This window comes from Micromonospora sp. CPCC 205739 (genome assembly GCF_036906795.1).
Classification (GTDB): Bacteria; Actinomycetota; Actinomycetes; order Mycobacteriales; family Micromonosporaceae; genus Micromonospora.
The window spans coordinates 640,675-662,778 of record NZ_JBAKHS010000001.1; the positions used below are offsets into that span (position 1 = coordinate 640,675).

General features: G+C 72.7%; 16 protein-coding genes. 12 read left to right on the forward strand and 4 right to left on the reverse strand.

What is annotated here, in order from left to right; genetic code table 11:
* Positions 1-89: 89 nt before the first annotated feature.
* From arfA to V6U88_RS03035, 5 genes are read left to right on the forward strand one after another with little or no spacing between them, the layout of a single operon-like run.
* On the forward strand, positions 90-1,601 hold the full coding sequence (arfA, locus tag V6U88_RS03015; RefSeq protein ID WP_334449625.1) for an arabinosylfuranosidase ArfA: 1,512 nt from the start codon (positions 90-92) through the stop codon (positions 1,599-1,601).
* A 40-nt stretch (positions 1,602-1,641) separates the two neighbouring features.
* Positions 1,642-2,970 (forward strand): ABC transporter substrate-binding protein, encoded by a 1,329-nt coding sequence (locus tag V6U88_RS03020; protein ID WP_334449626.1) that lies wholly within the window; start codon positions 1,642-1,644, stop codon positions 2,968-2,970.
* Between the two features lie 6 nt (positions 2,971-2,976).
* The gene (locus tag V6U88_RS03025) at positions 2,977-3,939 is read left to right on the forward strand and encodes a carbohydrate ABC transporter permease (protein WP_334449627.1); all 963 of its coding nucleotides are present in this window, start codon (positions 2,977-2,979) and stop codon (positions 3,937-3,939) included.
* 10 nt (positions 3,940-3,949) lie between these two features.
* Positions 3,950-4,774 carry a carbohydrate ABC transporter permease gene (locus V6U88_RS03030; RefSeq protein WP_334449628.1) on the forward strand — a complete coding sequence of 275 codons (825 nt, stop codon included), beginning with the start codon at positions 3,950-3,952 and terminating at the stop codon, positions 4,772-4,774.
* Positions 4,771-5,793 (forward strand): glycoside hydrolase family 43 protein, encoded by a 1,023-nt coding sequence (locus V6U88_RS03035; RefSeq protein ID WP_334449630.1) that lies wholly within the window; start codon positions 4,771-4,773, stop codon positions 5,791-5,793. The genes V6U88_RS03030 and V6U88_RS03035 overlap by 4 nt, the downstream gene beginning before the upstream one ends.
* A gap of 89 nt (positions 5,794-5,882) precedes the next feature.
* On the opposite strand, the gene V6U88_RS03040 is transcribed toward V6U88_RS03035, so the two are convergent.
* Positions 5,883-7,370 (reverse strand): amino acid permease, encoded by a 1,488-nt coding sequence (locus V6U88_RS03040; protein WP_442934558.1) that lies wholly within the window; start codon positions 7,368-7,370, stop codon positions 5,883-5,885.
* A 322-nt stretch (positions 7,371-7,692) separates the two neighbouring features.
* On the opposite strand from V6U88_RS03040, the gene V6U88_RS03045 reads away from it, so the two are divergent.
* Both V6U88_RS03045 and V6U88_RS03050 read left to right on the forward strand, forming a co-directional pair.
* Positions 7,693-9,354, forward strand: a complete 1,662-nt coding sequence (locus tag V6U88_RS03045) for a glycoside hydrolase family 10 protein (protein WP_334449633.1) — start codon at positions 7,693-7,695, stop codon at positions 9,352-9,354.
* A gap of 173 nt (positions 9,355-9,527) precedes the next feature.
* Complete coding sequence (locus V6U88_RS03050; RefSeq protein ID WP_334449634.1) at positions 9,528-10,067, forward strand: phospholipase; 540 nt, start codon at positions 9,528-9,530, stop codon at positions 10,065-10,067.
* A gap of 52 nt (positions 10,068-10,119) precedes the next feature.
* Here V6U88_RS03050 and V6U88_RS03055 read toward each other — a convergent pair whose 3' ends face one another.
* Positions 10,120-12,951, reverse strand: coding sequence for an ATP-binding protein (locus tag V6U88_RS03055; protein ID WP_334449635.1), 2,832 nt, complete (start codon positions 12,949-12,951; stop codon positions 10,120-10,122).
* A gap of 154 nt (positions 12,952-13,105) precedes the next feature.
* On the reverse strand, positions 13,106-13,327 hold the full coding sequence (locus tag V6U88_RS03060) for an FmdB family zinc ribbon protein (RefSeq protein ID WP_334449637.1): 222 nt from the start codon (positions 13,325-13,327) through the stop codon (positions 13,106-13,108).
* Positions 13,328-13,365: 38 nt separating this feature from the next.
* Between V6U88_RS03060 and V6U88_RS03065 the strand changes: the two genes are divergently transcribed.
* From V6U88_RS03065 to V6U88_RS03085, 5 genes are all read left to right on the forward strand, one after another.
* On the forward strand, positions 13,366-14,886 hold the full coding sequence (locus V6U88_RS03065; protein ID WP_334449639.1) for a lytic murein transglycosylase: 1,521 nt from the start codon (positions 13,366-13,368) through the stop codon (positions 14,884-14,886).
* A gap of 72 nt (positions 14,887-14,958) precedes the next feature.
* Entirely contained in the window at positions 14,959-15,975 is a 1,017-nt protein-coding gene (locus tag V6U88_RS03070) for a GNAT family N-acetyltransferase (protein WP_334449900.1), read from the forward strand.
* Positions 15,976-16,072: 97 nt separating this feature from the next.
* The gene (locus V6U88_RS03075; RefSeq protein WP_334449641.1) at positions 16,073-19,345 is read left to right on the forward strand and encodes a lamin tail domain-containing protein; all 3,273 of its coding nucleotides are present in this window, start codon (positions 16,073-16,075) and stop codon (positions 19,343-19,345) included.
* A 134-nt stretch (positions 19,346-19,479) separates the two neighbouring features.
* Positions 19,480-20,001, forward strand: a complete 522-nt coding sequence (locus V6U88_RS03080; protein WP_334449642.1) for an RNA polymerase sigma factor — start codon at positions 19,480-19,482, stop codon at positions 19,999-20,001.
* Positions 20,002-20,003: 2 nt separating this feature from the next.
* Complete coding sequence (locus V6U88_RS03085) at positions 20,004-21,125, forward strand: hypothetical protein (protein WP_334449644.1); 1,122 nt, start codon at positions 20,004-20,006, stop codon at positions 21,123-21,125.
* Here V6U88_RS03085 and hemB read toward each other — a convergent pair.
* Positions 21,119-22,102, reverse strand: coding sequence for a porphobilinogen synthase (gene hemB, locus V6U88_RS03090; RefSeq protein ID WP_334449645.1), 984 nt, complete (start codon positions 22,100-22,102; stop codon positions 21,119-21,121). The two genes, V6U88_RS03085 and hemB, sit on opposite strands and share 7 nt — an antisense overlap.
* Between the last annotated feature and the right edge of the window lie 2 nt (positions 22,103-22,104).

Here is a 22,104-nt window from a genome sequence, read left to right on the forward strand (position 1 = left end):
CTTTACAACGTTGCTTACAACGTTGTAGAAACCTGTGGTACGGGGTGACTGCAGTCACCCCGGGTACGTCGAAGGAAAGGTGGCACCCCTTGCGCAACGCCCGGCTGACGATCGATCCGGCCTTCGCGATCGGCCCCGCTGACCGGCGGCTCTTCGGCTCCTTCGTCGAGCACATGGGGCGCTGCGTCTACGGCGGGGTCTACGAGCCCGGTCACCCCACCGCCGACCCGCGCGGTCTGCGCGGTGACGTGCTCTCGCTCACCCGTGAGCTGGGCGTCTCGGTGGTCCGCTACCCCGGCGGCAACTTCGTCTCCGGCTACCGCTGGGAGGACGGCGTCGGCCCGGTCGGCGACCGCCCGCGCCGGCTCGACCTGGCCTGGAAGACCATCGAGACCAACGCCTTCGGGCTGGACGAGTTCATGACCTGGGCCGCCGAGGCCGACGTCGAGCCGATGATGGCCGTCAACCTCGGCACCCGGGGCGTGCAGGAGGCCTGCGACCTGCTGGAGTACACCAACCACCCGGGCGGCACCCAGCTGTCGGACCTGCGCCGCAAGCACGGCGCGGAGGAGCCGTACGGGGTGCGGCTCTGGTGCCTCGGCAACGAGCTGGACGGCCCGTGGCAGGTCGGCCACAAGACCGCCGACGAGTACGGCCGGCTCGCCGCCGAGACCGCCCGGGCGATGAAGATGATCGACCCGTCGATCAGCCTGGTCGCCTGCGGCAGCTCCAACCGGCGGATGCCGACCTTCGCCTCCTGGGAGGCGACCGTGCTGGAGCACACCTACGAGCACGTCGACTACATCTCGGCGCACACCTACTACGACCCGTCCGACGGCGACCGGGCCAGCATCCTGGCCTCGGCGGTGGACATGGACAACTTCATCCGCGACGTGGTCGCCACCGCCGACCACGTGGCCGCCAAGCAGCGGCAGACGCGCAAGCTCAAGATCTCCTTCGACGAGTGGAACGTCTGGTACGAGTCGCGCCTCAAGGCCGACCTGGACCGGCGCGGCTGGGTCGAGGCGCCCGCGCTGATCGAGGACGACTTCACCGCGGTCGACGCGGTCGTCGTCGGCGACCTGCTGATCACCCTGCTCCGGCACGCCGACCGGGTCGGCGTCGCCTGCCAGGCGCAGCTCGCCAACGTGATCGCCCCGATCCGTACCCGCACCGGCGGGCCGGCCTGGCGGCAGAGCATCTTCCACCCGTTCGCCCTCACCGCCCGGTACGCCCGGGGCACCGTGCTGCGCACCGAGCCGGTCTCGCCGGACTACGAGACGAAGCGGTACGGCGCGGTGCCGGTGCTGGACACCGTGGCGGTGCACGACGAGGAGTCCGGCGAGCTGACCGTCTTCGCGGTCAACCGGGGCTCCGACGACCTCCCGCTCGACCTCGACCTGCGTGGCCTGCCCGGCCTGCGCGGGGTCGAGCACCTGAGTCTCGCCGCCGGGGACGACCCGGAAGCGATCAACACCGAGGCCGAGCCCGACCGGGTGACGCCTCACGCACTGCCCACCCCCACCCCCGACGGCGGTCGCTGCACCGTACGCCTGCCGGCGGTCTCCTGGAACGTGCTGCGTTTCGCGTCGCAGCCCTGACCAGGGAATACTTCACCCCGTCCCCCAAGGAGAAACCCGGATGATGCAGAACGAAATGAGCCGGCGGCGGCTGCTCGGTCTCGGCGTGGGTCTCGGCGCGGCCGCGTCGCTCACCCTCGCCGGTTGCGGCGGCGGCAGCGCCAGCAAGTCGACCGCGACCGGCAACGGTGGCAAGGAGTACACCGGCCCCAAGGTCTCGCTGAACTTGTGGAACGGCTTCACCGGCGGCGACGGCGACATCTTCAAGAAGCTCGTCGAGCAGTTCAACTCCGAGCACCAGAACATCGCGATCGCGGTGAACACGTACCGCTGGGAGGACTACTACAGCAAGCTTCCCGGCGCGGTCTCCAGCGGCTCCGGCCCGGACATCGCGGTCATGCACATGGACCAGCTGGCCACCTTCGCCGCCCGCGGCGTGATCACCGAGCTCGACGACGTGGCCAAGGCGCTGGAGCTCAGCGAGGGCGACTTCGCGCCGACCGTCTGGAAGGGCGGGCTGTACAACAACAAGCGGTACGGCATCCCGCTGGACATGCACCCGCTGGGCTTCTACTACAACAAGGCCGTCATGCAGAAGGCCGGCCTGGACCCGAACAAGCCGCCGACCACGCGGGACGAGTTCACCGCCGCGCTGACCGAGCTGAAGAAGTCCGGCGTGCAGGGCTTCTGGATCAGCCCGTTCCAGTTCACCGGCGGCATGACGTTCTACTCCCTGCTGCACCAGTGGGGCGGCAGCCTCTTCGACGCCGAGGTCGCCAAGGCGACCTTCAACTCCGACCCGGCGGTCGAGGCGTGCACCTGGCTGGTCGACCTGATCAAGCAGGGGCACTCGCCGTCGAACGTCGGCCAGGACGCCGACTACCTGGCCCTCAAGAGCGGCAAGAACGCCTTCAACTTCAACGGCATCTGGCAGATCAACGACATCGCCAAGGACCCGAACGCGCAGATCGGCGTCGCCGAGCTGCCGCAGATCGGCAGCCAGAAGGCCGCCTGGGCGAACTCGCACAACTTCACCATCGTCAAGCAGCGCAGCGCCGACAACAACAAGATCTCCGGCGCCAAGGTGTTCATCAACTGGCTCAGCGAGCACTCGCTGGACTGGGCGAAGGGCGGTCAGGTCCCGGCCCGCAAGGAGGTCCGGGAGGGCGCCGAGTTCAAGGCCATCCCGAACGTCGCCACGCTCGCCCCGGAGCTGGAGTACGCGGCCTTCCCGCCGGCCGCTCCCGGGCTCGGCGAGGTGATCACCACCTTCTACACCTCCTTCAACGAGGCCGTGCTGGGCAAGAAGTCGCCGAAGCAGGCCCTGGACGACGGTGTGGCCAAGGCGAACAAGCAGCTGGAGGACAACCGCAAGAAGTACGGGAGCTGATCTCCCGTGGCGGACGTGATCGAGGTCGGGGCGGCGCGCAAGGACGCGCCGCCCCCGGCGGGCGGGAAGAGCCGCCGGGGCGTGACGGTGCGGGGCAGCCGCGCGACCCCGTACCTCTTCCTCGCGCCGTACCTGCTGCTCTTCCTGGCGTTCGGGCTGCTGCCGATCCTCTTCGGCGTCTGGCTGAGCGTCCACCAGTGGGACCTGCAACTGCCCAACCGGCCCTTCGTCGGGCTGGACAACTACCGGGACCTGTTCGACAGCGAGTCCGCCATCTACGGCGACTGGTGGTCGAGCGTCCGGGCCACCGCGATCTTCACGGTCTTCTCGGTGCCGCTGCTGGTCGTCATCCCGCTGGGGCTGGCGCTGCTGCTCAACAAGTCGTTCCCCGGGCGGACCTTCTTCCGGGCGATCTACTTCGCCCCGTACGTCCTCGGGGTGGCCGTGATCGGCCTGCTCTGGCGCTTCCTGCTCGACGCCAACCTGGGCCTGGTCAACCGGCTGCTCGGCGCGGTGGGGCTGCCGTCGGACACCCCGTGGGTGACCGACGTGCCCTGGGCCTGGGTGTCGCTGGTCGGGGTGACCGTCTGGTGGACCTCCGGGTTCAACGCGGTGATCTACCTGGCCGGCCTGCAGGACATCTCGCCGGAGCTCTACGAGGCGGCGAGGATGGACGGCGCGAACGCCTGGGAGCGGTTCCGCAACGTCACCCTGCCCGGGCTGCGCCCGGTCATGCTCTTCGTGCTGACCACCACGATCCTCGCCTCGGCGAACGTCTTCGGGCAGTCGTTCCTGATCACCCAGGGCGCGCCGGGCCAGCAGACCCGCACCGTGGTCTGGCGGATCGTCGACGAGGGGCTGCGGGACAACGACGCGGGCCGGGCCGCGGCGATGAGCATCGTCTTCGCGCTGGCGCTCACGGTGATCAGCATCGTCAACTTCCGGTTCTTCCGGTACCGGGAAGACTGAGGGGCCGACCATGACGACTCTCCGCCGCTTCACGCGCTACGCGGTCCTGGTGCTGCTGGCCCTGGTCTTCCTGACCCCGCTGGTCTGGATGGCCATCACCTCGGTGAAGACCTACGGCGACGCGCAGAAGATCCCGCCGAGCTTCCTGCCGAACCCGTTCTCCACGTACGGCTACGAGCAGATCCTCGACAACGCCTCCAACCCGGTGCTCCGCTGGTTCGTCAACAGCATGCTGGCGGCCACCCTGCACGCGCTGCTGGTGCTAGTCACCGCCTCGATGGCCGCGTACGCGCTGGCCCGGCTCCACTTCCGCGGCCGGGCCGCGAGCTTCGCGCTGATCGTGGGGACGCTGTTCATCCCGCCCACCTCGCTGATCATTCCGAACTTCGTGATCGCCGACCGGCTCGGCTGGCTGGACACCCTGGCGGTGGTGATCGTGCCCGGCGCGGCCAGCGCCTTCGGGGTGTTCTTCCTGCGGCAGTTCTTCCTCAGCATCCCGGCCGAGCTGGAGGAGGCGGCGGTGCTGGACGGCGCCAACCACTGGCAGATCTTCGTCAAGGTGCTGCTGCCGCTCTCCAAGCCCGCCCTGGCCACGCTGGCGGTGCTGTCGTTCCTGACCAACTGGAACGACTTCCTCTGGCCGATCTACGTGCTGTTCAGCCCCGAGCGGCTGACCCTGCCGGCGGGCCTGGGCCTGCTCCAGGGCGCCTACGTCAGCGACTACCCGGTGATCATGGCCGGGGCGGTGCTGGCCAGCGTGCCGGTGCTGATCCTCTTCGTGGCGGCCCAGCGACACATCATCCAGGGCGTCTCGCGCAGCGGCCTGAAGGGATGAGCGCCGGGAACACCCGGCGACGCGGTGCGGCGGCGGTCCTCGCCGCCGCACTGCTCGTCGCCGGGTGCGGCGAGACCGGCGCGGACGAACCGACGAGCACGCGGAGCGACCCGAACATGTTCACCAACCCCGTGGTACGCGCCGACGCCCCCGACCCGCAGGTGATGCGGGCCGGCGACGCCTGGTGGCTGTTCCACACCAACAGCGGCGGCCGCAACGTGCCGGTGCGGCGCTCGGCCGACCTGGTCGACTGGAGCGAGGCCGAGGACGCCCTGCCCGAGCTGCCCGGCTGGGCGGACGCCGGGAAGACCTGGGCGCCGGAGGCGATCCAGCTCGCCCCGGACCGGTTCCTGCTCTACTACACCGTCGGCGGCCGGGATTCCGGCCGGCAGTGCGTGGGGCGGGCGGTGGCGAGCCGCCCGCAGGGGCCGTACCGGGACGACTCGACCGAGCCGTTCATCTGCCAGGCGGAGCTGGGCGGGGCGATCGACGCCAGCCCGTTCCGGGACACCGACGGCAGCCTCTGGCTGCTCTGGAAGAACGACGGCAACGCCATCGGGGTGGACACCTGGCTCTGGTCGCAGCGCCTCTCCGACGACGGGCTGAAGCTGGTCGGCGAGCCGACGAAGCTGCTGAAGCAGACCGAGCCGTGGGAGGGCACCCTGATCGAGGGGCCGTTCTTCCACCGCCACGAGGGGCGGCTGTACCTCTTCTTCGCCGCCAACGCGTACGACAAGGCCACCTACGCCGAGGGCTACGCGATCTGCGAGAGCCCGACCGGCCCCTGCGTGAAGGCCGCGGAGAACCCGATCCTCAAGACCAACGAGGTCGCCTCCGGCCCCGGCCACGCCTCCATGGTCGTCAAGGACGGCCGGACCTGGTTGGTCTACCACGCCTGGCCACCCGGTCAGGAGGGCACCACCGACCCCGGCCGCCAGGTCTGGCTCGACGAGCTCACCTGGCAGGACGGCAAGCCGGTGCTCAACGGCCCCACCGCCACCCCCCAACCCCGCCCCTGACCGCCCCGCAAAGGGTGCGTCTACCGAGAAAGAGTGGCTGTCCGATGCGGGACAGCCACTCTTTCTCGGTAGGAGGCCCCTCGGAGGGGTCAGGGGGTGGGGGTGCGGGGGGCGGGGGTGGCGGGGGCGCCGGTGGCGAGGCGGTTGCGGCGGTAGCCGTAGCCGACGTAGATGAGGGCGCCGAGCAGCATCCAGATCCCGAACCGGATCCAGGTCTCCACCGACAGGTTGAGCATCAGGTAGAAACAGGCCAGCGCCGAGACGATCGGCAGCACCGGGGAGAACGGCACCTTGAACGGCCGGTCCAGGTCCGGGCGCTTGCGACGCAGGATCGGCACCGCGACCGAGACCAGCACGAACGCGCAGAGCGCGCCGATGCTGACCAGGTCGGCCAGCGCGGAGAGCGGCAGGAAGCCGGCGAGCAGCGCGACCGCCACCGTCATCACGGCGGAGATCCGGTACGGGGTGCCCCAGCGCGGGTGCACCTTGGCGACCGACGGCGGGATCAGCCCGTCGCGGGAGATGGCGAAGCCGATCCGGCCCATGGCCACCAGGTCGACCAGGATCACGCTGGTCAGGCCGGCGATGGCCGCGATGGACACCAGCACACCGGCCCAGTTCGCGCCGGCCGCCTTGAAGGCGGAGGCGATCGGGGCGCCCCGGTCGATCTCGGTGTAGGGCACCATGCCGACCACGACCAGCGAGACGCCGATGTACAGCACGGTGGAGATCAGCAGCGTGCCGAGCAGGCCCAGGGTCAGGTCCCGGCGGGGCCGCCGCGTCTCCTCGCCGAGGTTCGCCACGGCCTCGAAGCCGGTGTACGCGAAGAAGACCACCGCGGCGGCGCTGAGCACCCCGACGAAGCCGAAGACCGAGGGCTCCAGCCCGAACAGCGCCTGGGTGACGGGCTGCTTGATGCCGTCGTCGGCGTCACCGGCGGGCTGCGCCGGCGGGATGAACGGGGTGAGGTTTGCGGCCTTCACGAAGAACAGCCCGGCGACCACGATGAAGACGCAGATGGCGACCTTGACCAGCACCAGCAGGTTGGTCACCCGGGCGGACTCGCGGATGCCGACGATGGCGACGATGCCGAGCAGCAGCACGACGCCGATGGCGCCGAGGTTGACCACGCTGCCCTCCTCGCCGAACCAGGCGGTGGGCAGGCCGAAGAGTTCGGCGAGGTAGCCGGACCAGCCGCGGGCCACCACCGCCGCGCCGAGGGCGAACTCCAGCAGCAGGTCCCAGCCGATGATCCAGGCGACGACCTCGCCCATCGTCGCGTACGCGTAGGTGTAGGCGCTGCCCGCGGTCGGCACGCTGGAGGCCAGTTCGGCGTAGCAGAGGGCGGCGAGCAGGGCGACCACGCCGGCGATGGCGAAGGAGATGACCACGCCGGGCCCGGCACTGTCCCGGGCCTCGATGCCGGTCAGCGTGAAGATCCCGGTACCGATCACGATGCCGATGCCGAAGCCGGTCAGGTCGCGCGCGCCGAGGCGACGTTTCAACCCGAGCGTGCCGTCGCTGCCGTCGGCTTCGCTCTGCGCCAGCACGTCCTTGATCGGTTTGGTACGCAGCATGGACACCGCGAGTGCACTCCTCCCCACCGTGCGACCACCCTGGTGGCGGCCGGTGACGGGCGATGCTACCCAGCACAGACCCTCGCCAATCATCACTTCTCGCCCCAACCCGGCATCGACCCGGCGTGTGGGGCTGGTCACGCAGCGCACTGTGCGTCGCGCCGCCGGCCCCCGCCCGGAAATCCGGTATCCGGACATCCAGGTCAGACCCTTGCGCGGAGCCCGTGGGGTGTGAAAATTTTCTACCAGCGGTAGATAGCCGGCGGCGAATCTTGCCGGTAGTGGCCGCCACCCACGGGAGCCCGACGAAGGGACACACCGCATGAAGGCAACTCGGCTCGGGGCCGCCGGGCTGGCCGTGGCGCTGCTCGGCGCGCTCGTCGCCGGCACCCCCGCCAGCGCCGCACCCGACGCGACCGCCGACACCTCCACCACCACCTGCACCACTGATCCGGCGACCCCGAAACGGCAGTTCCGGGCGATGTGGATCTCCTCGGTGGTCAACATCGACTGGCCGAGCAAGGCCTCCCAGACCGCGCCCGACCGGGTGGCCGCACAGCAGGCCGAGTTCCGGGGCTGGCTCGACCTCGCGCAGAGGCTGAACCACAACGCGGTCGTGGTGCAGGTCCGCCCGACCGCGGACGCCTTCTGGCCCTCGCCGCACGAGCCCTGGTCGGAGTTCCTGACCGGGGTGCGCGGGCAGGACCCGGGCTGGGACCCGCTGGCCTTCCTGGTCGACGAGTCGCACAAGCGGAACCTGGAGTTCCACGCCTGGTTCAACCCGTACCGGATCTCCATGCCGGCCCCGGGCGGCGCCGGCGCGGACCTGACCAAGCTCGCGCCGAACCACCCGGCGCGCCAGCACCCGGAGTGGACCTTCGCCTACCCGCCGGCCGGGGTGGCCGGCAGCCGGCTCTACTACAACCCCGGCATCCCCGAGGTCCGCGAGTTCGTCCAGACCGCGATGATGGACGCGGTCAGCCGGTACGACGTCGACGGCGTGCACTTCGACGACTACTTCTACCCGTACCCGAGCGGCACCCACCAGGTGCCGGACGACGCCACCTTCGCCGCCCACAACCGGGGCTTCACCGACAAGGCGGACTGGCGGCGGGACAACATCAACCTGCTCATCCAGGAGATGAACGCCAAGGTCAAGGCGGCGAAGCCGTGGGTGAAGTTCGGGGTCAGCCCGTTCGGCATCTGGCGGAACAAGTCCGTCGACCCGCTGGGCTCGGACACCACCGGCAGCCAGTCGTACGACATCATCTCGGCCGACACCCGTAAGTGGATCAAGCAGGAGTGGATCGACTACGTGGTGCCGCAGCTCTACTGGTACATCGGCCAGTACCCGGCCGCCGACTACGCCCGGCTGGTGCCGTGGTGGGCAGAGCAGGTGCGCGGCACCCGGGTGCAGCTCTACATCGGTCAGGCCGACTACAAGAGCGGTGACCCGGCGTACGGGCCGTTCTGGCAGAACCCGCGCGAGCTGTCGGACCACCTGACGCTCAACCGGTCGTACCCGGAGGTGCTCGGCAACGTGCACTTCTCGGCCGTGCAGGTGAAGGCCAACCGGCTCGGCGCCACCGACATCTACGCCGCCGAGCACTACTCCCGGCCGGCGCTGGCGCCGGCGATGCCGCACCTGCCCGCCAAGCCGCTGCTGCCCCCGGTGGTCACCCGGGCCGAGCGGTCCGACGACGGGGTACGGCTGAGCTGGCGACAGCCGGCCGACGGCCGGGGCCCGTTCGGCGACGCCACCTCGTACGCGGTCTACCGCTTCGACGGGGCCGGGCCGGTGGGCGCCTGCGGCTTCGCCGACGCGTCCCACCTGATCGCCACGTTGCGCGCCGACGACGCCACCGCGGTGCAGTCCTTCGTGGACGCTACGGCGGAGTCGGGGCGGGCGTACACGTACCACGTGACCGCGCTGGACCGGCTCTCGAACGAGAGCCAGCCCGGCCCGGCGCGGGTGGTGCGCTGATCCAACCGCGAATGCCCCGGGCGGTCACCGCCCGGGGCATTCGTCTGTTTCATCGTCTGTCATCAATAGTTCGCGGCGGCCACACATCGAAGAAGGGGAATTGATCGAGACTGGTCCGACACCCGGTGATCTACCGGTCACCGGCCGTAGACCGTCTCCGCGGAGGTACCCGAATGCCCAGACGACTCGCCACCCTCTTCGCCGCCGGCGCGTTCGCCCTGCTCGCCGTGCTCGGCGTGAGTTCGCCCGCATTCGCGGTGACACCCCAGCAGAAGCTCTCGGTGCTCTCCAGCTGGACACAGACCAGCGTCACCAGCTTCAACGCCTGGAACTCCGCCCGGCTGAACAAGGCCGCTTGGGCCGACTACGCCTTCGACTGGTCGACCGACTACTGCTCGTCCAGCCCGGACAACCCGCTCGGGTTCAACTTCACCCTCTCCTGCGCCCGGCACGACTTCGGGTACCGCAACTACAAGGCCGTCGGCCAGTTCTCGGCCAACAAGGCCCGGGTGGACAGCGCCTTCTACGAGGATCTGAAGCGGTCCTGCGCCACCTACAACGCCGTGGTCCGGCCGGCCTGCTACAGCCTGGCCTGGACGTACTACCAGGCGGTCAGCGTCTTCGGCTCCGTCGCCGCCGTCCAGCAGTCCGACATCGACCGGGCCGCCCGGATGAAGGCCGACGCCGAGCGTCGGGCCGCCCTGCGCGGCTGACCCCGCCGCCGTCGACTCCGCCGGGCGTCCCCGACCGGGGCGCCCGGCGGCGTCAGGCCCGCTCCCGGCGGTCCAGCTCCTGCCGGCCCGGGCCGCCCTGCCGGGGCGCAGCCGCCCCGGCGGTGCCGAACCGGATCGAGTCCGCCCCCAGGTCGGGGTGCTCCACCGCCAGCGCCAGCGCCGCCGCCTCCTCCAGGCCCAGCTCGCCCCCCTCGCCGTACGCGGCGTCGAAGGCGGCGTCACCGAACACCCGGCGCAGCTCGGCCTGCCGCTCCAGCCAGTAGGTGCCGTAGATCCCCGGGGTGGCCCGCAGCTGCGCCCGGGTCGCCTGCGCCGCGCCGAAGAGCCGGGCGGCGGTGCCCAGCTCCCCGCCGGCCGCGCAGCGCACCGCCACCGCGTTGACCGTGTCACAGGCCCGGCCGTGGTAGCCGTGGCTCATCCGGGACCGGAGTGCCGCCAGCAGGTGCTCGTGCGCGGCGACCAGGTCGCCCCGGGCCAGGGCGACCATGCCGAGCAGCATGTCCACCGACCGCCGGCCCCGCTCGACCGGGCGCGCCGCCTCCACCGGGCGGGCCGCGCCGAGCAGCTCCGCCGCCTCATCCAGCGCGCCACGCCGCCACAGCAGCTCGGCCAGGTTGTAGACGGCGAAGAGCGCGTCGCCGGTGACCTGCTGCTCCTCCGCCCAGTCGATGACCTCCCGGCAGACCCGCTCCGCCTCGGCGAACTGCCCCATGTCGATCAGCGGCGCGGCCCGTCCGGCCAGCACCCGGGCGAGCAGCCCGGCGTCACCGGCCTGCCGGGCCGCCGCCTCCGCCCGCTGCGAGTAACGCAGCTCCTCGGCGAACTCGCCGTCCGCGCCGGCGTGCAGCGAGTGCGAGTGGTACGCCGCGGCCAGCTCCGCCTCCGGGATCACCTCGCCGGTCTCGGCGATCCGCCCGTAGAGCCGGAACAGCCAGAGCCGCGCCTCCCGGGACAGCCCCCGCTCCCGCCACCACTGGTCCAGTCCGCCGGCCAGGCGCAAACCAGCCCGGGCGCTGCCCCCGGTGGCGCACCAGCGCAGCGCGGCCCGCAGCTCCCCGGCCAGCGGGTCGAGCGCGTACAGCGACAGGGTCACCGGCCGCCCGTCCGGGCCCAGGTGCGCCTGCTCCAGCGCGTGCGCGGACCAGGCGACGTGCCGGTCCCGCGCGGCCTGCTCCTCGCCCGTCTCCACCAGCCGGCGGGCCGCGTACGCGCGGATCGGATCGAGCATCCGGTAGGTGCTGCCCGAGGCGTGCGGCTCGGCCAGCACCATCGACTTGTCCACCAGCACCGACAGCGGGTCGAGCGGGTCGTCGTGGAACAGCCACTCCACCGTGGACAGCTCCACCGGCCCGGCGAAGACCGCCAGCCAGCGCAGCAGTCGCGACGCGCGCGGCCCCAACGTCCGGTACGACCAGGTGACCGTCGCCTGCATGGTGAGGTGCCGCTCGGTGGCGGAGCGCTGCACCGCCCGGTGCGCGGGCGACGGCGGCACCTTCCCGGCCGCCGCGGCGACCAGGTCCACGGTGTCCTGCTGGTTGCCCGTCCAGCCCCGCTCCGCGGGCGGCTCCGGCTCGGCGCGCCCCGCGTCGAGGGTGCCGAGCACGTCGTCGAGGCGGGCGGCGAGCTGCCCGGCGGAGAGCACCCGCAGCCGGGCGGCGGCCAGCTCGATCGCCAACGGCAGGCCGTCCAGCCGCTGTACCACCCGGCGCAGGTCACCGGCCTCCGCCCAGTCCGGCGGCCGGCCGCCCCGGGCCGCCGCCGTCCGGTCGAGCAACAGCGCCACCGCGTCGCTCTCGGTACGCCCCGGCTGCGGGTCCACCGAGAGCGGCGGGATGCGCCAGACCACCTCGCCGGGCAGGCCGAACGACTCCCGGCTGGTGGCCAGCACCCGCACCCCGCCCCCGCCGGCGAGCAGCCGGGAGATCACCTCGGCGCAGGCCGCGGGCTGGGCGTCGCAGGTGTCCAGCACCACCAGCATCCGCCGGGCGGCGGCGTACTCGACCAGGGTGTCCAGCATCGGGCGGCCCGGCTCGGGACGCAGCCCGAGCACCGCGGCGACCGCGAACGCCACCAGCCCCGGGTCGGTGACCGTGGCGATGTCGACGAACCACACCCCGTCCGGGTACGCCTCGACCATCCCGGCGGCCAGCTCGACCGCCATCCGGGTCTTGCCGGCACCGCCCGCGCCCAGCACGGTGACCAGCCGGTGCCGGCGTACCAGCAGGTCCAGTTCGGCCCGCTCGGTCTCCCGGCCGATGAACGAGGTGACCTGGGTGGGCAGGTTGTGCGCCACCGCGTCGGCGGTACGCGGGCGGGGGAACTGCCGTTCCAGGCCGGGCGCGACGAGCTGGAAGAGCCGCTCCCGGTCGTCGAAGCCGCGCAGCCGGTGCAGGCCGAGATCGAGCAGCGACGCGCCGGACGGCAGCGGCTCGGCGTGCCGGGCGGTCGACGCCGAGCAGAGCACCTGCCCGCCGTGGGCGGCGGCGGCCACCCGGGCGGCCCGGTGCACCTCGGGGCTGGCGTACTCGCCGTCACGCGGCTCCGCGTACCCGGTGTGCAGCCCCATCCGCACCCGGGGGGTGGCCTCCGGGGTGGGCCAGTCGTGTGTGGACAGCGCGCGCTGCGCGGTCAGGCAGGCGGTCAGCGCCGCCGCCGCGTCGGGGAAGGCGAGGAAGAACGAGTCCCCCTCGGTCAGCAGCTCCGCGCCGTCGGTGCCGGCGAGGGTGTCCCGGAGCAGCCGGCGATGCTCCCACAGCACGGGGCGGTAGCCCGACCCGAGCAGCTGGGCCAGCCGGGTCGAACCCTCGATGTCGGTGAACACGAAGGTCACCCACCCGCTCGGGAGGTGGATCCGTGGCGACATGCGTGGAACCTCCGCCCCTGACGTCGGTTTCATGCTGCCCTATGGTCGGGCCGTCACGCATCGTGAGAACGGCCGGGCGACGTCCGCCCCAAGGTGCCATCAGCGCCGGTCACCGGCAAGTTCTGCGCCGCCGAACGGCCCGGTTCGTCGCCGCTCAGCAGCAGCCGCCACCGCCGCAGCAACCGCCGGCCGGCGCGGGCGGGGCGCCGCCCACCGGGCCACCGCCGCCCCGGCCGGTCACCGCGACGGTGGAGAGCAGCTTGACCGTGTCGGCGTGCCCCTGGGGGCAGGACGCCGGTTCACCGGCCCGGGCCATCGGGCGGTTGACCTCGAAAGTGTCGCCGCAGGCGCGGCAGCGGAACTCGTACCGGGGCATGCCCCCAGGGTACGACCGGGCCTGACGGTCGCACCCGGATGGGTGATACTCGACGGGTGGCGAGCGGCGAGGAACGATCGACGGTGCGACCCCTGCGGCCGGCGACGCCCCCCGACGGGCCGCTCGGCAGCTCCGGCGCCGCGCCGGACCCGACCCCGGTCCCCCGGCCCCGCCGCCCCTTCCTCGACCCGGCGCCGGCCGGCGCCGAACCATCGACCGCACCGGTCGCCGATCCGGGCGCACCGGCCACCGTGGAGTCGACCGAGCCCGGCGCGGCGGCTCCGTCGGCCACCGGCACCCCGACGGCCGGCCCCGACGCGACGGCAGCGCGGAGCACCACCGACGCGGCCCAGACCGGGGGTGTGAAGGCCGGGAGCAGCCCCGACGCGGCGGAAGCTGGCCCGAAGACCGCCGACGCGGAGAAGGACGGCTCTGAGAAGGCCGTGAGCAGCAACGGCGCGGACGCGACGAAGACCGACGGGGACGCGCCCAGGGAGGGCGCGGACCCGAAGAAGGATGCGGAAGCAGCGAAGGACGGCGCGGACCCGACAAAGGACGGTGCGGACGCGACGAAGGACGGTGCGACCGTTGGCGACCGGCCGGGGCGGCGGCGCCGGATGCCGTTCGCGCACGCCGTGCGGCTCCCCCCGCCTCGGCAGGCGGTGACCGGAGCGGCCCGGGCCACCCGGGCCTGGTCCCGCCGCCCGATCGGCCGGCTGACCCTGCCCGGGCTGTTCCTCGTCGCCCTGGTCGCCGCCACCGCGGTGGTCGGCGGCGTGGTGGTCCCGTCGGCCGTCCGGGAGCCGAAGCCGGTCGCGGTGGACGAGACCGCGGGCGCCGTCGTCGTACCCGCACCGGGCGCCCTGCCCGGCGCGACCGCCGTGCCGGTGCTGCCCGGCGGGACCGCGCTGCCCGGGCTGCCGACCGCCACCACGCTGCCCGGGGGTGTGTCGCCGACCGGTCCGGTCGGCGCGCCCGCCACCGGCCGCCCGGCCGACGCCCTGGCCGGCTGGGCGCAGACCACCGGCGCGCGGGTGGGCATCTCGCCGGTGGCGATGCAGGCGTACGGCTACGCCGAGCTGGTGCTCGCCGAGACCAACCGCAGCTGCCAGCTGAGCTGGACCACGCTCGCCGCGATCGGGTACGTCGAGTCCCGGCACGGGCAGGCCAACGGTGCCAGCCTCCAGTCGACCGGCCGCGCCGAGCCGGAAATCATCGGCGACCCGCTCGACGGGCAGGGTGGCCGCTCCCGGATCACCGACACCGACCGCGGGCTTTTCGACCGGGACACCGTCTACGACCGGGCCATCGGGCCGATGCAGTTCATCCCGACCACCTGGCAGGAGATCGGCGCCGACGCCGACAACGACGGCCGCAAGGACCCGCACGACCTGGACGACGCGGCGCTCGCCGCCGGCCGGTACCTCTGCAAGGGCGGCCGGAACATGACCATCCCCGGCGACTGGTGGGGCGCCATCCTCTCCTACAACGATGTACGCCGGTACGCCCAGGACGTCTTCGACCGGGCCAACCAGTACGGAGTGGCCAGCCGTACTTGACGTGATCGTCTGCATACATTGCCGGACCGGACACTTCCCCCCGGCAGCCGTTGACGGCAAGCTAGACGGGTGATGGTGCGCGAGTGGGATCCCCGGACCGCGTCGTCCGACGAGATCGCGTCCGTGCTGGACACGCTGAACGCGGTCCTGGCGGCGGATCTCCCGCAGGACCCGCCCTGGCGGGAGAGTTCCCTGCGGGAGTACCTCTGCGAGGTGATGCCGGGCGAGCGACGGATCTCCTGGATCGCCCAGGCCGAGCCGGGGCCCGACGGTGGGCCCGGCGCGATCCTCGGTCATGTGCACGTGCTGCTGCTCGGCGACATCGGCGTGCTGGAGGTGCTGGTGCACCCGACGGTCCGGCGCACCGGGCTGGGCCGTGAGCTGGTCCTGCTCGCCGCCCGCCGGGTCTACCAGGAGGGCTTCCAGTCGATCGGGGTCGAGGTGGTCGGGGACACCCCGGCCGTCGCCTTCTACGAGTCGCTCGGCTTCGCCCGTGAGTACGTCGAGACCCGCAGCGTGCTCGACCTCGGTGCGGTCGACTGGCCGGCGCTGGCCGAGATGGCCACCGGCATCGGTGCCGGATACCACCTGGAGTTCTGCCCGGGCGGCCCGCCCGACGAGCTGATCGACGCGTACGCGCGGGCCAAGGCCGAGGTGCGCGACGTCGACGACGGCGAGCTGCGCCCCAGCTCGTACGACCCGCAGCGGCTGCGGGACAGCCTGGACACGCTGCACCGGCGGGGCATGAAACCCTACATCGTGCTGGCCCTGCACGAGCAGAGCGGCGAGGTCGCCGGCCTGACCGAGGTGGTGGTGCCCGCGCAGCACCCCACCCGGGCCGACCAGTACGACACGATCGTGGTGCAGGACCACCGCGGCTACGGCATCGACCGGGCGATCAAGGCCCGGATGCTGCTGGAGCTGCGCTCGGCCGAGCCGACGCTGGCCGAGGTGCAGACCTGGAACGCCCAGGCCAACGAGGCGATGCTCAAGGTGAACGCCGAGCTGGGCTACCGGCCCGACCGGGAGTGGTGCGAATACAGCGTGGACGTCGCCGAGCTGGTGCACCGGCTCGACGCCACCCGCTGACCACGAGTTCACCACACCGCCCCCCACGGAGGATGGACGGCGGCCAGCAACGAGCCTTAACGTGCGTTAGTTCCCGTCCACCCATCGTGGAGGCCTCATGCGCCTGCGTCGCAGGTACGCCGCGCTCGCAACCGCCGCCGCCGTCACCCTTCCGGTCATCGGCATCGCACCGACCGCGGCCAGCGCCGCGCCCACCGACCTGTTCATCTCCGAGTACGTCGAAGGCTCGTCGAACAACAAGGCGATCGAGCTGTTCAACGGCACCGGCTCCCCGATCGACCTCACGGCCGGCGGCTACCAGCTCCAGCTGCACTTCAACGGCTCCAGCACGCCGACGAACATCGCGCTGAGCGGTACCGTCGCCGCCGGTGACGCCTTCGTCTTCGCCGCCGCCTCGGCCGGCCCGGCGGTGCTCGCCCAGGCCGACCAGACCACCGGCGCGTCGCTGTTCAACGGCGACGACGCGATCGTGCTGCGCAAGGCCGGTGCGGTGCTCGACTCGATCGGCCAGGTCGGCGTCGACCCGGGCACCGAGTGGGGTGCCGGGCTGACCAGCACGGCCGACAACACCCTGCGGCGGCTGCCGTCGGTCTCCACCGGGGACACCGACCCGTCCGACGCGTTCGACCCGGCCGCCCAATGGGCGGGCTTCCCGACCGACACCTTCGACGGTCTGGGCGCGCACACCGTGGACGGCGGCGGCCCGGTCGACCAGCCGGCCGCGCTGAACTGCGGCGGCCCGCTGACCCTGGAAGCCGGCGCGACCGCCACCCGCCAGGTCACCGCCACCGACGCGGACGATACGATCACCGATCTCGCGGTCACCTCGGTCAACCCCACGCCGGCCACCGGCTCGATCAGCCGGACGGCCTTCACGCCGGCCACCGCCGCCGGCGGGACCGCCACCGCCACCGTCACCGCGAGCGGCCTGCCCGGCGGGGCGTACGGGGTGACCCTGACCGCCACCGACGCCGAGGGCGGCACCGCGACCTGCACCCTCACCGTGCAGGCCACCACCGTGCTGACGGTGGGCGAGGTGCAGGGCCCGACCCGGGAGGACGAGGACGGCCACACCGACCGCTCTCCGCTCGCCCCGGCCAGCGGCAACGGCACCAGCTCCACGCTGTACGACGTGCGCGGCGTGATCACCCAGAAGTCACTCACCCGCACCTCGGCCGGCGCCGACCAGTACGGCTTCTACCTGCAGAGCCGTACGGGCACCGAGGACGGCGACCCGCTCACCTCCGACGGCCTCTTCGTCTTCACGGGCTCGTTCACCACGCTGATCGGCGGCTACGCGCCGACCGTCGGCGACGAGGTGGTGCTGCGCGGCCGGGTGTCGGAGTACTTCAACCAGACCCAGCTCTCCAGCGCCTCCCTGGTGCGCAAGCTGGACTCCGGACTGGACGTGAACAGCGCCGTCGCGGTGGACGACGCGGTCCCGCCGGCCGAGGCGGCCGACGCGAACCGGTTCTGGGAGCGGCACGAGGGCACCCGGATGCGGGTCCGGTCGGGCAGCGGGGTGTCCGCCCCGCGCCACATCTTCGCCTCCACCGCCGACTCCGAGATCTACCTGGTGGACCGCGAGGACCCGATCATGAAGCGGACCGACCCGTACGCCCGGCGGGTGTTCCGGGACGCCCACCCGCTGGATGACATCCCGGGCACCCTCTTCGACAACGGCAACAACCAGCGCATCCTGCTGGGCGCGGGCGGGGTCAAGGCCACGGCCGGCGATTCCACCGCGCTGCTGCCCCCGGCCCGCACCTTCGACACCCTCGCCACGGACGCGTTCGGCGCGGTCTCCTACGGCTTCAGCAAGTTCACCGTGCAGCCGGAGACGCTCTCCCTCACCGCGGGCGCCGACCCGTCGGCGAACAATCCGCCGCAGCCGGCCGACCGCAACCGTGAGGTCGCCGTCTCGACCTACAACGTGGAGAACCTGTACGACTTCCGGGACGATCCGTTCGACGGCTGCGACTTCGCCGGCAACGCGGGCTGCCCCGGGGTACGGCCGCCGTTCGACTACGTGCCGGCCGACGAGGCCGACTACCGGGAGCACCTGGCCGCACTCGCCGACCAGATCCGCACCGACCTGCACTCCCCGGACCTGATCCTGGTGCAGGAGGCGGAGGACCAGGACATCTGCACGGTCTCCGGCACCGAGTTGGTCTGCGGCGACACCAACGACGCCGACGGCGCTCCGGACACCCTCCAGGACCTGGCGCTGACGGTCGCGGCCGCCGGTGGCCCGGCCTACGCCGCCGCGTACGACCGGACCGGCGCGGACGCCCGGGGCATCACCTCCGCGTTCCTCTACCGCACCGACCGGCTCTCGCTGGCCGAGGCGACCGCCACCGACCCGCTGCTCGGCGCCACGCCGACGGTGGAGTACCGGTCGGCGGGGCTGCCGTCCAACGCGGACGTGCAGAACCCGAAGGCGCTCAACGCGCGCCTGCCCGCCGACACGGACACCTCGACGGGCAAGGACGGCGACAACGTCTTCACCCGCGCCCCCCAGCTGGGCAAGTTCGTGGCGCGGGCGACGCCGGGCGGCTCCGAGTCCTACCTGCTGTACGCGCTGAGCAACCACTACTCGTCCGGCCCGGACACCAAGGTCGGGCAGCGGACCGAGCAGGCGACGTACGGTGCCGCGATCGTCACCGCGATCGAGGAGTCGGACCCGCACGCCCGGGTGGTCTACGGCGGCGACATGAACGTCTTCCCCCGCCCGGACGACCCGATCGCCACCGCGGCGAAGCCGACCCCGTCGGACCAGCTCGCCCCGCTCTACGAGGCCGGTCTGCACAACCTCTGGGACGACCTGGTCGCGGACGTGCCGGCGGCGGCGTACTCGTACGCCTTCAGCGGGCAGGCACAGACGCTGGACAGCATCTTCGTCAACGACGCGCTCCACGCCGACCTGGTGCAGGTGCGCACGGCGCACGTCAACGCCGACTGGCCGTCCGACGTCAGCAGCGACGGGTCGCGTGGCGCGAGCGACCACGACCCGTCGGTCGCCCGGTTCCACGCGCAGCCGTCGCTGCGGGTGGCCGACGCGTCGGTGACCGAGGGCGACAAGGGTGACAGCACCCTGACCTTCCAGGTCACCGTCTCCCGCCCGCTGTCGGCGCCGACGACGCTCTGCGCCGCCGCGGCGGGCCTGACCGCCACGGCCGGGTCGGACTTCGACCCGTACGTCGGCTGCCGGGTCCTGCCCGCCGGGCAGACCTCGCTGGCCTTCCCGCTGACCGTGCGCGGTGACCGGAAGGTCGAGGCGGACGAGAAGATCGCCTTCGCGGTCGCCGGTCCGCTGAACCTGCGGCTGGCCGACCCGCTGGCGGTGGGCACCATCACCAACGACGACTGACCGTTCGACGCACGGGCGACGGCCCGCCGGGCAGGCGTACGCCTGCCCGGCGGGCCGTCGCCGTACCTGGGAGGGATCCAGGGGAACCGAACGGGAGGGCGTGGCGTGTACCTGACATGGCAGACCCTCCGACCGTGACCCTCGGCGCACCCGGCCAGGTGGTCGCAGACCCGACCGACGAGCCGCCGGGGCTGCCGTTCGACCGGTTCTACGCCGGGCACGTCGACCGGGTCCACCGGGCGCTCGCCCTGGCGCTGGGCGACCCCGCGCTGGCCCGGGAGGCCACCGATGAAGCCATGGTCCGGGCGTACGCCCGCTGGGACCGGGTCAGCCGGCTGGACAACCCGCCCGGATGGGTCTTCAGGGTGGGTTTGAACTGGGCCACCTCGTGGTGGCGCAAGGTACGCCGGGAACGGCCCCCGCTGGCCGACGAGCGGCATCCCGCCGTCGCGGCCCCGGACCCGGCGGCGCTGGCCGCCCGTACGGCGCTGGACCGGCTGCCCACCGGCCAGCGCACCGTCATCGTCTGCCGGGTGCTGCTGGATCTCTCCACCGCCGAGACGGCGACGGTGCTCGACCTCAGCGAGGGGACGGTCAAGAGCCGGCTGTCACGAGGGCTGGCCGAGCTGCGGGCCGCGCTGGCCGAGAAGGAGTGACGATGGACGTCGTACCCGAGCCCCTGACGGAGCTGGTGCACCGCGCCGCCGCCACCACGCCCGCGTACCCGGCTGACCTGGCCGGGGTGCGCCGGCGCTGGCGGGCCCGGCGGCGCCGTCGGCGGGCCCTGCTGGCCGGCGGGCTCGTGGCGCTGGTGGCGCTGACCGGCGGTGCGGTGCCCCTGCTGCACGGCCGGGCGGGCATTCCGGCGGACGGACCGCCCGCCGTGGCCGGTGTCTCGTCTCCCGCGCCGGCGCCGGATCGGGTGGCACAGCGGCTCGTGATCAGCGAGGCCGAGTGGTTCGTCCCGGACGGGTCGGACCGACCGAAGGTCGGCATGGCCGCGGTCCCGGCGGCCGAGGTACGCCCGGACGGGTCGGTGGTGCCGTATCGCGTACCGGAGGGGTTCCACCTCGGCGCGGCGCTGCCGGACGGCCGGCTGGTCGGCCTGGTGCACCGGGGCGGCGACCGGCCGCGGTCGCCCGGGGCGAACACCGAGAAGGCCGCCATCGAGCTGGTGCTGGTGGAGCCGGGCGGCAGGGAACGCCGGTGGCGCCTCCAGGCCCGGGAGCGCGTCGGGATCGTCGGCGCGGACGACCGGACGGTCTACCTGGTCCGGCCGACCGGGGTGGTGGCCCGCGACCTGTCGACCGGCGTGGAGACGGTGGTGCTCGACTCCTCGGTGGTCGGGCCGAACCTGATCGACTCGGACGTTCGGGTGACGGGCGGCCGGATCGCGGTCCGTAGCGAGGCCACCCGGACGACCTGCCTGATCGACGTGTACGACCTGGCCGGCCGGGGGCGGCGGGGCCGGGTGGAGACCGGACTGGGCTGCCAGTTCGTGCTCTCCCCGGACGGCACGAGCCTCGCCGCCGTCCACCGCGCGTCTGCCGACACCCGGGAGCAGCGACTCGGGATCTGGGATGTCGCCACCGGCCGGCAGCTCGCCGACGTGCCGGTCGGCACGGTCACCGGAGACCGGGCGACCACGGGCCTGGTGTACGGCCTCGCCTGGGACGACGACCGGACGGTACGCGCCGTGTGGGCGCAGTTGCCGCCCGGCGCCGACCGGGTCTACCAGGTGCCCGAGGTGATGCGGATCGTCTCCGCCAGCGCTCAGTAGCGCTGGCGGAGCAGCTGGGCGGCCTCGACCGCCCAGTAGGTGAGGATGATCTGGGCGCCGGCCCGCCGGATCGAGGTGAGCGTCTCCAGGATCACCCGCTCGCGGTCGATCCAGCCGTTCGCGGCGGCCGCCTCGACCATCGCGTACTCGCCGGAGACCTGGTAGGCGGCGACCGGGACGTCCACCGCGGCCCGGACCGCCGACACCACGTCGAGGTAGGGCAGCGCCGGCTTGACCATCACCATGTCGGCGCCCTCGGCGACGTCCAGCTCCACCTCGCGCAGCGACTCCCGCAGGTTGGCGGGGTCCTGCTGGTAGGTGCGGCGGTCGCCCTCCAGCGCCGACTCGACGGCGTCGCGGAACGGGCCGTAGAAGGCCGAGGCGTACTTCACCGCGTACGCCAGCACCGCCACGTCCTGGTGGCCGGCGGCGTCGAGCGCCCGGCGTACCACGCCGACCTGGCCGTCCATCATCCCGGACGGCCCGACCACGCCGACCCCGGCGGCGGCCTGGGCCACCGCCATCTCGGCGTACGCGGCCAGGGTGGCGTCGTTGTCGACGCCGCCGTCCGGGGTGAGCAGCCCGCAGTGCCCGTGCGAGGTGAACTCGTCCAGGCAGAGGTCGCCCATCACCACGGTGGCGTCACCCACCTCGGAGACGACGTCCCGGATGGCGACGTTGAGGATGCCGTCCGGGTCGATGCCGCCCGAACCGGTGGCGTCCCGCGACGCCGGCACCCCGAAGAGCATGATGCCGCCGACCCCGGCCTGGACCGCCTCGACGGCGGCCTTGCGCAGCGAGTCCCGGGAGTGCTGGAGCACCCCCGGGAGCGACGCGATGGCCCGTGGCTCGGTCAGCCCCTCCTTGACGAACATCGGCACGACCAGCTCGGCCGGGTCGACGCGGGTCTCGGAGACCAGCCGCCGCACGGCGGCGTTACGACGCAGCCGGCGGGGCCGGATCTCGGGGTACGGCACGG

Bases quoted from the DNA above. Each gene is read 5' to 3' on its own strand.
- V6U88_RS03020 (WP_334449626.1), top strand. From the start codon at position 1,642: ATGATGCAGAACGAAATGAGCCGGCGGCGGCTGCTCGGTCTCGGCGTG.
- V6U88_RS03030 (WP_334449628.1), top strand. From the start codon at position 3,950: ATGACGACTCTCCGCCGCTTCACGCGCTACGCGGTCCTGGTGCTGCTG.
- V6U88_RS03035 (WP_334449630.1), top strand. From the start codon at position 4,771: ATGAGCGCCGGGAACACCCGGCGACGCGGTGCGGCGGCGGTCCTCGCC.
- V6U88_RS03040 (WP_442934558.1), bottom strand. From the start codon at position 7,370: ATGCTGCGTACCAAACCGATCAAGGACGTGCTGGCGCAGAGCGAAGCC.
- V6U88_RS03045 (WP_334449633.1), top strand. From the start codon at position 7,693: ATGAAGGCAACTCGGCTCGGGGCCGCCGGGCTGGCCGTGGCGCTGCTC.
- V6U88_RS03050 (WP_334449634.1), top strand. From the start codon at position 9,528: ATGCCCAGACGACTCGCCACCCTCTTCGCCGCCGGCGCGTTCGCCCTG.
- V6U88_RS03055 (WP_334449635.1), bottom strand. From the start codon at position 12,951: ATGTCGCCACGGATCCACCTCCCGAGCGGGTGGGTGACCTTCGTGTTC.
- V6U88_RS03060 (WP_334449637.1), bottom strand. From the start codon at position 13,327: ATGCCCCGGTACGAGTTCCGCTGCCGCGCCTGCGGCGACACTTTCGAG.
- V6U88_RS03065 (WP_334449639.1), top strand. From the start codon at position 13,366: ATGGGTGATACTCGACGGGTGGCGAGCGGCGAGGAACGATCGACGGTG.
- V6U88_RS03070 (WP_334449900.1), top strand. From the start codon at position 14,959: ATGGTGCGCGAGTGGGATCCCCGGACCGCGTCGTCCGACGAGATCGCG.
- V6U88_RS03075 (WP_334449641.1), top strand. From the start codon at position 16,073: ATGCGCCTGCGTCGCAGGTACGCCGCGCTCGCAACCGCCGCCGCCGTC.
- V6U88_RS03085 (WP_334449644.1), top strand. From the start codon at position 20,004: ATGGACGTCGTACCCGAGCCCCTGACGGAGCTGGTGCACCGCGCCGCC.